This is a genomic window from Kineococcus vitellinus (assembly GCF_009906315.1).
Classification (GTDB): domain Bacteria; phylum Actinomycetota; class Actinomycetes; order Actinomycetales; family Kineococcaceae; genus Kineococcus; species Kineococcus vitellinus.
Genome location: NZ_JAAALL010000135.1, coordinates 1 through 11,504, shown reverse-complemented (window position 1 = coordinate 11,504; position 11,504 = coordinate 1). Strand labels below are relative to the sequence as shown.

General features: G+C 76.6%; 12 protein-coding genes. 7 read left to right on the top strand and 5 right to left on the bottom strand.

What is annotated here, in order from left to right:
- The coding region (locus GTQ99_RS13020; RefSeq protein WP_205707400.1) for an AI-2E family transporter at window positions 1–1,205 on the top strand (1,205 nt) is incomplete at its 5' end.
- A 53-nt stretch (window positions 1,206–1,258) separates the two neighbouring features.
- Here the strand turns inward: GTQ99_RS13020 and GTQ99_RS13015 are convergent.
- Window positions 1,259–1,528: a hypothetical protein gene (locus tag GTQ99_RS13015; protein WP_166616160.1), complete on the bottom strand. Its 270-nt coding sequence runs from the start codon at window positions 1,526–1,528 to the stop codon at window positions 1,259–1,261.
- A 116-nt stretch (window positions 1,529–1,644) separates the two neighbouring features.
- Window positions 1,645–2,469, bottom strand: a complete 825-nt coding sequence (locus GTQ99_RS13010; RefSeq protein ID WP_166616159.1) for an aldo/keto reductase — start codon at window positions 2,467–2,469, stop codon at window positions 1,645–1,647.
- A 218-nt stretch (window positions 2,470–2,687) separates the two neighbouring features.
- Between GTQ99_RS13010 and GTQ99_RS13005 the strand changes: the two genes are divergently transcribed.
- The gene (locus tag GTQ99_RS13005) at window positions 2,688–3,713 is read left to right on the top strand and encodes an AAA family ATPase (protein WP_166616158.1); all 1,026 of its coding nucleotides are present in this window, start codon (window positions 2,688–2,690) and stop codon (window positions 3,711–3,713) included.
- Window positions 3,714–3,960: 247 nt separating this feature from the next.
- Here the strand turns inward: GTQ99_RS13005 and GTQ99_RS13000 are convergent, their stop codons facing one another.
- A complete protein-coding gene (locus GTQ99_RS13000) occupies window positions 3,961–4,392 on the bottom strand; it encodes a DUF4406 domain-containing protein (protein WP_166616157.1) in 432 nt (143 codons plus the stop codon).
- 65 nt (window positions 4,393–4,457) lie between these two features.
- On the opposite strand from GTQ99_RS13000, the gene GTQ99_RS12995 reads away from it, so the two are divergent.
- The 3 genes from GTQ99_RS12995 (at window position 4,458) to GTQ99_RS12985 (ending at window position 9,234) form a co-directional block, all read left to right on the top strand.
- Window positions 4,458–5,210 carry a DeoR/GlpR family DNA-binding transcription regulator gene (locus GTQ99_RS12995; protein WP_166616156.1) on the top strand — a complete coding sequence of 251 codons (753 nt, stop codon included), beginning with the start codon at window positions 4,458–4,460 and terminating at the stop codon, window positions 5,208–5,210.
- Window positions 5,211–5,305: 95 nt separating this feature from the next.
- Window positions 5,306–8,647, top strand: coding sequence for a BTAD domain-containing putative transcriptional regulator (locus GTQ99_RS12990; RefSeq protein WP_166616155.1), 3,342 nt, complete (start codon window positions 5,306–5,308; stop codon window positions 8,645–8,647).
- A gap of 362 nt (window positions 8,648–9,009) precedes the next feature.
- Complete coding sequence (locus GTQ99_RS12985; RefSeq protein WP_166616154.1) at window positions 9,010–9,234, top strand: hypothetical protein; 225 nt, start codon at window positions 9,010–9,012, stop codon at window positions 9,232–9,234.
- 28 nt (window positions 9,235–9,262) lie between these two features.
- On the opposite strand, the gene GTQ99_RS12980 is transcribed toward GTQ99_RS12985, so the two are convergent.
- Window positions 9,263–9,688: a MarR family winged helix-turn-helix transcriptional regulator gene (locus GTQ99_RS12980; RefSeq protein ID WP_338074964.1), complete on the bottom strand. Its 426-nt coding sequence runs from the start codon at window positions 9,686–9,688 to the stop codon at window positions 9,263–9,265.
- A gap of 90 nt (window positions 9,689–9,778) precedes the next feature.
- Between GTQ99_RS12980 and GTQ99_RS12975 the strand changes: the two genes are divergently transcribed.
- Window positions 9,779–10,228, top strand: coding sequence for a DUF6069 family protein (locus tag GTQ99_RS12975; RefSeq protein WP_166616153.1), 450 nt, complete (start codon window positions 9,779–9,781; stop codon window positions 10,226–10,228).
- A 115-nt stretch (window positions 10,229–10,343) separates the two neighbouring features.
- Window positions 10,344–10,775, top strand: coding sequence for a nuclear transport factor 2 family protein (locus GTQ99_RS12970; RefSeq protein ID WP_205707399.1), 432 nt, complete (start codon window positions 10,344–10,346; stop codon window positions 10,773–10,775).
- Window positions 10,776–10,860: 85 nt separating this feature from the next.
- Here the strand turns inward: GTQ99_RS12970 and GTQ99_RS12965 are convergent.
- Window positions 10,861–11,504 (bottom strand): helix-turn-helix transcriptional regulator (locus GTQ99_RS12965; protein ID WP_166616152.1); only part of this gene is annotated, 644 nt, incomplete at its 5' end.

Sequence of the window (11,504 nt, the reverse complement as noted above, 5' to 3'; positions counted from 1 at the left end):
TGCCCACACCACCCGAGCCGCTGCAGCCGCCCACCTCCCCCACCGACGGCGCCGGCTCCCGCGAGGTCGACCTGACGACCTCCCCGCGCCCGGCGACCGGGTTGCCGCAGTCGGTGCTGCTCCTGCTGGGCCTGGCCGGGGCCGTGGTCGCCATCGCCGGCGCCCGCGCCTTCTCCGGCACGCTGGGCCCGGCCTTCCTGGCCCTGGTGCTCGTCATCGTCGTGCACCCGGTGCAGACCTGGCTGCAGCAGCGCCGCCTGCCCGGCTTCGTCGCCACCCTGGCGCTGCTCGCGGTCGTCTACGTCCTGGTGCTGGGCATCGCCGCCGCCCTGGGCTGGTCCATCGCGCGCCTGGCGCTGCTGCTGCCCAGCTACGGCCCCCGCTTCACCGAGCTGCAGCAGCAGGGCACGGACCTGCTGTCCCGGGTCGGCGTGGGCAGCTCGCAGATCTCCCAGGCCGTCGACAGCATCGACACCGCCCGCGTCGTCGGCGTGGCCCAGAGCGCGCTGAGCCAGCTCAGCTCCGGCGTCTCCAACTTCCTGTTCGTGCTGCTGCTGCTGTTCTTCCTGGCCCTGGACGCCGCCGTCTTCCCCAAGCTGCTGGCCCAGGCGACGTGGAAGCACTCCGAGGCCATCACCGCGCTGATGAACTTCGCCGCCGGGACCCGGCGCTTCATCGTCGTCTCCACCGTCTTCGGCGCGATCGTCGCCGCCCTCGACGTGATCGCGCTGACCTGGCTGGCGGTGCCGCTGCCCCTGCTGTGGGGGTTGTGGGCCTTCCTGACCAACTACATCGCCAACATCGGCTTCATCCTGGGCCTGGTGCCCCCGGCGCTGCTGGCGCTGCTGGCCAACGGCCCGACCAACGCCCTGGTCGTCGTCATCGTCTACACCGTGCTCAACGTCGCCATCCAGGGCCTGCTGCAGCCCAGCGTCGTCGGCGGAGCGGTGGGCCTCTCCAGCACCCTGACGTTCCTGTCGGTGGTCTTCTGGGGGTACGTCCTCGGCGGGATCGGGGCCCTGCTGGCGGTGCCGCTGAGCCTGCTGGTGCGCGCGGTCCTCGTCGACGCCGACCGCAGCGCGCACTGGCTGCTGCCGCTGATCGCCGGGAACCCCCGCGGCGTCCGCCTGCGCGCGGCGCGGATCGGGCGCACCGGCCGGCAGGGTTCCACCCTCGCACCGCCCCGGACGCCGACCGGTTCCTGAGCCGGCCGGCGCCTGCTCCGGGTTCCCGGCGCGGGCGCCGGGAACCCGGGGGATCACTCCCCGGCCGGGGTCACCCCGAACAGCAGCGTGCGGCGCTCGACGTCGTAGTGCACGACGGAGGTGTTCACCAGCAGGTCCTGCAGGGCGTCCGCGTCGTCGGCGGTGAGGGTGAGGACCTCCTCCCAGGCGCCCTGGTCCAGGACGAGCTGGAGCGTGTAGGTGCCGTTCTGCCCGGGCTCACCGGCCACCCAGGAGAACTGGTAGTGGCTGAGCTGGCGCACCTTGATCGTGTTGTCGTTGACGGGCTGAGGCACCTCGGGCATGAGCTCCACCTTCCGGAGAGGAACCGGTGATCGTCGGAGCGGGGCGGGTGCCGCGCTCCTGCGCTCGGGCTACCCGCCGGGCGGGCGGCGAAACCCGCCCGCCCGCAACGGGCGGGTCAGCCGAAGGTGTCCGGGTCGGGCCCGGTGCGCTCGTCGCGGTTGAGGGCGCTGATCCGCCCGACCTGCTCCTCGGAGAGCTCGAAGGAGAACAGGTCGAGGTTGCTGACGATGCGCTCGGGGGTCACCGACTTCGGGATGACGACGTTGCCCAGCTGCACGTGCCAGCGCAGCACCACCTGCGCCGCGTCCCGGCCCAGCTCCTGGGCGATCCCCGTGATGACGGGGTCGGACAGCAGCTGCCCGCCCTTGGCGATGGGGCTCCACGCCTCGGTGGCGATGGAGTGCTCGGCGTGGAAGGCGCGCAGGTCCTCCTGCGTCAGGTACGGGTGCAGCTCGACCTGGTTCACCGTGGGCACGATGTCGGTCTCGTCCAGCAGCTTGCGCAGGTGCGTCTTCTGGAAGTTGGAGACGCCGATGGTGCGGATGCGCCCCTGCTGGTGCAGCTCCTGGAAGGCCAGCCAGGTCTCCACGTAGTCGTCGGCCTGCTGCGGCCAGTGGATGAGGTACAGGTCCAGCACCTCCAGCTGCAGCTTGGCCGTGCTGGCGTCGAAGGCGCGCAGCGTCTTCTCCCGCCCGTGCTCGCCGTTGGCCAGCTTGGTGGTGACGAAGACGTCCTCGTGCGCCAGGCCCGAGGAGCGCAGCGCACTGCCCACCCCGGCCTCGTTGCCGTACCCGGCGGCGGTGTCGACGTGCCGGTAACCGGCCTCCAGGGCCCGCAGGACGACCTCGTCGGTCTGCTCCGGCGGCACCTGGAAGACGCCCAGGCCCACCTGGGGGATGCTCGTGCCGTCGTGCAGCTGCAGGTCGGGAACCCCGCTCATGCGTCCTCCTCGCTCGTGGTGCGCCCCCGCCGGCGCCGCGTGCGCGGCGGGCGGGAGCGCGGTCCCCGCGAGGCTAGGTCCGCCCGCGACCGCGCGCGCGGCGGGAGGCGGCAGGCCCGCCGGTGCGGGTTCCCTGCACGCGGTGCGGGTTCCCTGCGCGCGGTGCGGCACCCGGGTCTCGGCAGGAGGTGCGGGCCGAGGACGCCTACGCTCGCGGCATGGCCCTGAACCGCAAGGCGCTGGACGACCTGCGCGAGACGGTGGGTCGCCTCGGCGACCAGCTCGGGCGCTCCGGGCTGCGGGGCGTGGACGAACTGGTGGGCGACCGGTTCGCCGGCCGTCCGGGGCCGGCCCGGCCGCTCGCGGCGGTGCAGGCCGAGCTCGACGCGCTCATCGGCCTGGACACCGTGAAGGAGCAGGTGCGGGCGCTCGTGGCCTTCCTGCAGGTGCAGGCGCGCCGCAAGGCGCACGGCCTGCCCGAGGTCGCGACGTCCCAGCACCTGGTCTTCCTCGGCAACCCGGGCACGGGCAAGACGACGGTGGCGCGCCTGCTGGCCGAGATGTACCGCTCGGTCGGCCTGCTGCAGAAGGGCCACCTGGTGGAGGTCGACCGGGCCGCCCTCGTCGGGCAGTACGTCGGCGAGACGGCGATCAAGACCGACCGGGTGATCCGCCGGGCCCTGGACGGCGTCCTGTTCATCGACGAGGCCTACTCGCTGGCGCCGGAGGGCGACGGCCGCATCGACTTCGGCGCGGAGGCGATCGAGGTGCTGCTCAAGCGCATGGAGGACCACCGGCACCGCCTGGTGGTGATCGTGGCCGGTTACCCGCGGCTGATGGAGTCGTTCCTGCTCTCCAACCCCGGCCTGCGCTCCCGCTTCGCCCGCGAGGTCGACTTCCCCGACTACTCCACGGACGAGCTCCAGGAGATCTTCGCGATCATCGCGGCCCAGCACGAGTACGAGCTGGCGCCGGGCGCCGAGGTGACGCTCCGGCAGATCCTCGGCGGCCTGCACCCCGGTGAGGACTCCGGCAACGCCCGCTTCGCGCGCACGCTGTTCGAGCAGGCGCTCAACCGCCAGGCGCTGCGGCTGACGCGGGACGGGGACCGCAGCGCGGAGGAGCTCGACCGCGCCGACGTCGTGACGCTGACCGCCGACGACGTCGCCGAGGCCGCCCGCGCGCTGGGCGAGGAACCGGCCCCCGAGCCCGACCCGTCCGGCTGGCGGCGCTGGCTCGGCTGACCCCCGGCGCGGGGGACGAGCCCGTCCGCCCCCGCGAGCACCCTCAGGAGGTGGCTCGGGCGCGGCGACGGGTCCGCGGCCCACCGGGGGGCCGACCCCGGAACCGGCGCAGGAGAGTGGGTCCCCCGCGGTCGGGACGCTCCCCTCCGGGGAGGTCGAGGCACCGGCCGCGACCTCCCGGACGTCCCCACCGGGTTCTCCCACCGGGTTCCCCCACCGGGTTCCCCCGGGGGAGTTCCCCTCCCGGTCAGGCCGGGACCGGGGCCGCCTCCGTCGGCGGCTGCGCGGCCGGCGGGACCTCGTCCACGTGGTGGTACACGGGCAGTCCGCGCCGCCGGGCGATGGCCACGTCCTGGTCGGCTCCGCGGGAGGCGCCGGGCAGGCGCAGCACGGCGTCGCAGTGCTCCAGCAGGCGCTGCGCCGTCGGGTACATCACCTGCTCGGCGACCGGGTGGGCCGGTCCGTCCCCACCGGCGCCGCGCAGCACGGGCAGGGCCACCCACTCGCCGATCACCGGCACGTGGCCGCGGCGGAAGATCGGCCAGGCGGCCTCCTCCAGCCGCCGCAGGTTGGCGGCCAGGAGGGCGGGGTCGTCGCCCGTCCCCGAACGGTAGGGACCGGCGATGAGGATGAGCAGCGGCTTCGCGGAGGTCGGTGCTTGCGTCGAGGTCGAGGTCATGGCAGTACGGTAGACCACAACGCGCAAGAACGTGAAGCAATACGAGCAAACGTGGAGGAACGTGCATGCTGGGTGCCCAACGCCAGGACCTGCTGCTGGCCCGGCTGCGCGCCGACGGCCGGCTGGTCGCCAAGGAGCTCGCGGCCGAGCTCGGCCTGTCGGAGGACAGCATCCGGCGCGACCTGCGCGAGCTGGCGGCGGCGGGGCTGCTCCAGCGCGTCTACGGCGGGGCGCTGCCCGTCTCCCCCGCCGTCGCCGACCTGTCGGTGCGCGGCGGCCTGGCCCTCGACAGCAAGCAGCGGGTCGCCGCGCGCGCGGCCCAGCTGCTCACCGACGGGTGCACCGCCATCGTCGACGGCGGCACCACCGCGCTGGCCCTCGTGCGCGCCCTGCCGCAGGACCTGCGCGCCACCGTCGTCACCCACAGCCCGACGGTGGCCGCCGCCCTCGTCGAGCACCCCACCGTCGAGATCCACCTCATCGGCGGCCGCGTCTTCAAGCACTCCGCCGTGGCCTGCGGAGCGGCCGCCGTCGAGGCCGCCGCCGTCGTCAACGCCGACCTCTTCCTGCTGGGGGTGACCGGCGTCCACGCCACCGCGGGTCTCACCACCGGCGACGCGGACGAGGCCGCCATGAAGCGCGCGCTGGCCCGCCGGGCCGCCGACACCTACGTGCTGGCCAGCGCGGAGAAGATCGGCGCGGCCTCGCCGTTCACCGTCCTGCCGCTGGAGGAGGTCGCCGGCGTCGTCACCGACGTGGCCGAGGACGACCCCGCGCTGCGGGCCCTGCGCGAGCGGGGCGTCGCCGTGCTGCGCTGACGGCGCGAGGGCGGGCCGGGTCCGGGGGACCTCCTGCGCGGTAGCCTGCTCGCCGCCCGGCCGGCGGGGGCCGGCCGCCGAGCAGGGGGGACCGCGTGCGCTTCGAGGTCCTGGGGCCCGTGCGGGCCCTCGAGGGCGGCGAGCGCCTGGACGTCGGCGCACCGCAGCAGCGGGCCGTCCTGGCCGTGCTGCTGGCCGAGGCGGGGCGCACCGTCAGCACCTCCACGCTGGTGGAACGGGTGTGGGGCGAGGACGCCGGCACCTCGAGCGCGACGTCCCTGCAGGTCGTGATCTCGCGGCTGCGCAAGAGGTTGTCCGGCGCGGGCACCCCGGTCATCGTGACGAGCGCACCGGGTTACCGCCTGGAGGTGGCTCGCGAGGACGTGGACGCGCACCTGTTCACCGACCTGTTCGCCACCGCCCGCCAGCTGGTGGCCCGGGGCGAGGTGGCACCGGCGCGCGAGCGGATCGGCGAGGCGCTGGCGCTGTGGCGCGGGCAGCCGTACGCGGACGTGCGGGCGGAGGTGGTCCCCGACGAGGTCGCGCGGCTGGAGGGGTCGTGGCTGGCCGCGACGGAACTGGCCGCCGAACTGGACCTGGCGCTGGGCAGGCACGAGGACGTCGCCGCACGGCTGCCCGCCGTCGTGGCCGCGCACCCCCTGCGCGAGGGGTTGCGCGGGGCGCTGCTGCTGGCCCTGTACCGGTGCGGGGAACAGGCGAGCGCGCTGGAGCTGTACGAGCAGACGCGCGCCCTGCTGGCCGACGAGCTCGGCACGGACCCCTCGCCGCAGCTGCAGCGGCTGCACGAGCTGGTGCTGCGCCAGGACCCGGCCCTGCGGGCGCCCACCGGCGACGGCTCCACCCGTCGGCCCGCCCCGGCGGGCGGGCGCACCGCCGCCCCCGGGCGCGACGTCCGGCCCGCGGGCCCGGGCGGCACCCCGGAGAGCGCCCCGGACGGCGCGGCCGAGGCGATGGTCGGCCGCGCCGAGGAGCTGGCGCACTGCCTGCAGGCCTGGCGGCGTGCCGCCGCGGGAACGCCCGCCAGCACCGTCCTGGTCGGCGAGGCGGGGATCGGCAAGACCCGCCTCGCGCAGGAGCTGGCGCACCACGTGCAGGACGACGGCGGGCAGGTGGTGTGGGGGCGGTGCACCGACGGCACCGGCGCTCCGGCCTACTGGCCGTGGCGGCAGGTGCTGACCGCCCTGGCGGAGTCCCGGGAGCCGTCGGCCGTGGCTCGCGCCGCCACCGGGCGGGGCGCCGCGGCGGCGCTGCTGCTGCCGGGGACGCCGGGCGCGGGCGGCGGTGCGGCGGTGCGGGAACAGGGGCACGGCGACGCGCCGGACGTGGCGGGCATGGCCCCGGAGGCGGCGCGCACGGTGCTCTTCGAGGCGGTGACGGCCTTCCTCGAGCAGCTGGCCGGGCAGCGGCCGCTGACGGTGATCGTCGAGGACCTGCACTGGGCCGACCCGGAGACCCTGCAGCTCACCGAGCACGTCGCCACCCGCGCCACCGCCGCTCCCCTGCTCCTGGTGCTGACGGTGCGCGACCCGGAGGCCTCCGGCGGCGAGGCGCGCGACCGGGTGCTGTCGCTGGCCAGCCGGCTGCCGCAGGCCCGCCAGGTGCACCTGCGGGGGTTGTCGGCCGTCGACGTGCAGCGCTACGCGGTGCAGCGCCTGGCGGCGCCGGTGAACGCCTCGGCCGCCCAGCGCCTGCACGACCGCACCAACGGCAACCCCTTCTTCATCGCCGAGCTGGTGCGGCTGCTGGCCGAGGAGCGCGCCAGCAGCGGCCGCGCGGACCTGAAGGTGCCGCGCAGCGTGCAGGCCGTCCTGGAGCGGCGCCTGGTGCACCTGGGGACCGGAGCCCGCCAGGTGCTGGAGGCCGCCGCCGTCCTGGGGCGCGAGTTCGAGGTGCGGCTGCTCGCCGAGCTGCTCGGGCGGCCGCCGTGGGAACTGGCCGACGACCTGGACGCCGCCACGGCCGCGGGCATCGTGCACGCCGGGCCGGGGACCGCCGGCACGCACCTGTTCACGCACGCCCTCGTGCAGGAGGTGCTGCTGGCCGCGATCGGGCCGATGCGGCGCGCTGCGCTGCACGCCCGCGCGGCCGAGGTGCTGGAGACCCGGCACGCCGGCGACCTCGGGCCCGTCGCCGCGCACCTGGCCCACCACCACGTCGCGGCGGGTGCGCTCGGCGACCCCGAGCGCACCGTGCGCGCGTGCCTGCTGGCCGCCGAGGTGGCCGGGCGGCACGCCGCGCACACCGAGGCCGAGCAGCACCTGCGCACCGCGCTGGCGCAGCTGGGCACGAGCACGGGCCCGCGCTCGGCGCAGCTGGAGCTCGAGGTGCGGGTGCGGCTGGGCTCCCTGCTGACCCTGCTGCACGGCTACAACGCCGCCGAGGTCGTCCAGCAGCGGCGCCGGGCCGTGCAGCTGGCCGAGCAGGTGGGCACCGCCAGCCACCTGCTGTCGGCGCTGTGGGGCGCGTGGGGCGTGGCGCTGGTCTCCGGCGACTTCCCCGGGGCCGAGGCCGCGGCCCTGCGGCTGGCGCGGGCCGCCGAGCGCCGCGACGACCTCATGCTGCGCCTGGCCCACCACCACGCGCTGGGGCAGGTGCGCCTGCACCAGGGGCGCCTGCGCGAGGCGCGCGAGGAGCTGCGGGCCGCCGGCGCGCTCGCCGCCGAGCACGAGGAGCAGGTGGACCTGGCGCTGTTCCTGCAGCACCCGGCGGTGACCGCACCGGCGTGGCTGGCGGTCGTGCTGACCCTCCTGGGCGAGGACGAGGAGGCCGAGGAGGTCTCCCGCCGCGCCCAGCGGGCGGCGGCGGCGCTGGGGCACGACTACACCAGCGCCTACCGCACGGTGCTCGAGGGGTGGCGGGCGGCGTTCCGCGACGACCCGCAGGCGGCGCTGGAGGCCACCGAGGCGGGGCTGCACCTGAGCACCGGGCGCGGCTTCGACCAGCTGACGGCCTTCGCGACCGCTCCCCGCGGGTGGGCGCTGGCGCAGCTGGGGCGCGCCGGCGAGGGCGTGGGCGAGCTGGAGCGGGCGCTGGCGACCTTCCAGGCGCTGCCCGCCGGGCACATGTTCGGCCACCTCATGCTCGGCGCCCTCGCCGAGGCGCTGGCCGAGGACGGGCGCTGGCGGGAGTCCGCGCAGGCCGCGCACCGCGCCGTGCGCGAGGCCGAGCGCACCGGCGAGCGCTTCTTCCTGCCGCGGGTGCACCTGGCGCTGGCGCGGGCGCTGGCCCGCACCGGCGCCGGCGCCGAGGAGGTGAGGGCGCAGCTGGGACGCGCGCTGGAGACGGCCCGGGCCACGGGTGCCGCGCGCTCGGAGCGGGCCGCCCGCGAGGCGCTCGCAGCCCACCGCGCCACGGGCGCCGGGGGTGCGGGTTCGCAGGGTGCGGCGGGTGCAGGTCAGCGGGCGGCAACCGTCTGACAAGGCGGCGGCAGCACCGTGGGGCGACCACACCGCGGCGACCGAGGAGGACCACCATGGCCAGCCCCCCACCACCCGGCACCCGCCGTCTCGCGGCACCGGCGCCGGCAGCGCCCGCTCCCGGTGCGAGCGGCTCCACCGCGCACGACCCCGGAGGCGAGGCGGAGGAGACGCTCGAATCCCTCTTCGCGCTGGGCGACCCACCACCGAGCCCCCCGCGGGGCGGGAGTTGACCTCCAGCGCGCTGCAGCTCCTAGCGTCCGGCACCTGATCACCAGGTGATCACCACCGGAGGGACCCGCGGCGCTCCCGCGCGCCCGCACCCCGGGTCCGGTGGCGCCGGCACGACGACGAGGAGCCCCATGCGCACGTTCCCGAGGCGGACCACGCAGGTCGTGGCAGCGCCGTGCCCGCCCGGCTGCTGGATCTGCGCGGTGCAGGTCCGGCGGCCGCCGGCGACCCCGCTCGGCGTGGCGGTGGTGGAGGCCGTCCTCGCGCACCTGCGGTGGCACCGCGACCGTGCCGCGGGCGCCGGGCCCGCGCGGTCGTGGCCGCTCTCGGCGTGGTGGGAGGAGACCCTCGGGTAGCGCGCCGGGGTTCGGCGGCGGGGGGACCTCAGGCGAGGACCTTGTCCAGCAGCTGCGTCAGCCGGGCCCGTTCCGCCGCGTCGAGCTTGGCCGTCACCGTCGCCCCCGCGGCGACGGACTCGGCCACCTGCGCGCGCAGCCGCACGCCCTCCGCCGTCAGCCGCAGCAGCTTCACCCGCCGGTCCCGGCCCTCGACCCGCTCCACGAGCCCCGCGGCGGTGAGCCGGTGGGCGATGCCGGTGACGTTGGAGGCGTCACAGCCCAGGTGCTCGGCCAGGGCGCGCATGGGCGTCGGCTCCCCGAGCTGCAGCAGCACGCGCGCCTGCAGGGACGTCAGGCCCAGGTCGGCCACCACGGCCGTGAAGTCGGCCCGGGCCCGGTCGGCCACCCGGTACAGCCGCATCGTCAGCGCCCGCGCCTCGTCGAGGGTGGGGGCCGGTGGCGACGGGGGCACCGGGGCATCGTACCCAGGTGCTTGACGTGCTCAAGGATCTGGGGGAGCCTCACCGCACTGCTTGAGGTGCTCGACCACCGGAGGTCCACGATGCCCTCTCCCTCGACGACCGCTCCCGGCACGCCGTCCCGGGCGCGGGTGGGCCCAGCCGCCGTCCTGCGGGTGGGCGCGCTCGCCGCCGGCTGCGCCCTGGTCGCCAACCTGCTCGCCCTCCTCGTCGGCCGGCTCGCCGGCGCCGACATGGTCGTCGGGCGACCCGGCAGCGCCGGTCAGGAGGTCGGCCCCGCACCCGTCGTGGTCGCGACGCTCGTCGGGCTCGCCGCCGGGACGGTCCTGCTGCTCGTGCTGCGTGCGCGGGGGGCCCGGGCGTGGACCGCCGTCGCCGTCGCGGGGCTCGTCGCGGGCGTCGTGACGACCGCGGCGCCGCTGTCCATGGACGCCGGGACCACCACCCGGGTGACGCTGGCCGCCATGCACGTGCTCACGGGCCTGGCCTGGTTCGTCGTCGTGCGCCGCGCGGCGCGCACCCGCAGCAGCTGAACGCGCCGACGGCCCTGCCGCAGCCTCGGGCGGTGCGACTGCGCGTGCCCCGGCTGCTGGACCCGGCCACGGTGCCCGCGCCGACGCCGACGCCGACGCCGACAGCATGGACCCCATGGACCCCGTGGACCCCGTAGACCCCGAGGACCCCGCGGACGGCGGCGAGCCCGTGCCGCCCACCGAGCCCGCGCTGCTGCCGGTGCTGCGCGAGCTGCGGGCGCGCGAACCGCTCTTCCACCGCCCCGAGCTGGGGACCGGCGCGGAGGACCTCGAGCAGCAGATGGCCCCCGACTTCTTCGAGGTCGGCGCCTCCGGTCGGCGCTACGGCCGGCGGTTCGTGATGGACGTGCTGCTGCGCCGCTACGCCGAGGGCGGCGACGACCCGTGGCAGACGTCCGGGTTCCACTGCCGCGCCCTCGGCGCCGACACCTACCTGCTGACCTACACCCTGCGCCAGGGCCCGCGCCTGACCCGGCGGGTGACGGCCTGGCAGCGCACGCCGCGGGGGTGGCGGGTGCTGTACCACCAGGGCACCCCCGTCACCTGACCCGGGCCTCGCCGATCGGCGTCAGCCATCCGTTCGAGCCCGACGTGCTCGTGGCGGTGGAGGCCACCGCCGCCCTGGCGCGAGGTCACGGCGGTGCGACGCGGCCGGTCCGCCCGTCCGTCGCGGGAGGCGCCGCGGTGGGGGGGACCGCGCCGTCGAGCAGGTGCCGGGCAGCCGTCGAGAAGGCCGCCCGCAGCTCGGCCGGCCGCACGTCGACCATGGGGCTGCCGAAGGTGGTGAACAGCCCGGCGAGCCCGATCCAGGACCAGGCGCCCATGGACAGCTCGCAACGCTCCTCCCCCACCGGGCGGACGACGGCACCGCCGGGGGCGAACCGGGCGACGAGCACCGCCGGCAGCTCCAGCACGGCCGAACCGGTGCAGGGCCAGGGCGCGAGGCGGTCGCCGCGCCGCGGGGTGCGCTGGACGAACTCCCCGGGCCCGCCCTCCGGCACCGGCCGGTCGGCGAAGGGCAGGCCCGTCGCGGTGGGGCGCACGACGCGGTCCAGTCGCAGGACGTCCCAGCACCCCGGCGCCCGGTCGTAGGCGACGAGGTACCAGCGGGCGGCCCACACGACGAGGTGGTGCGGCTCGACCAGCCGGGAGGTGAGCCCGCGCTCGTCCTCGTCGTAGTCCAGGCGGAGCACGACCCGCTGGCGGACCGCGGAACCGACCGCCCGCACCAGGTCGGCGTCGAGGGCGGGGGCGGGGAACTCCCACTGGTTGGGCA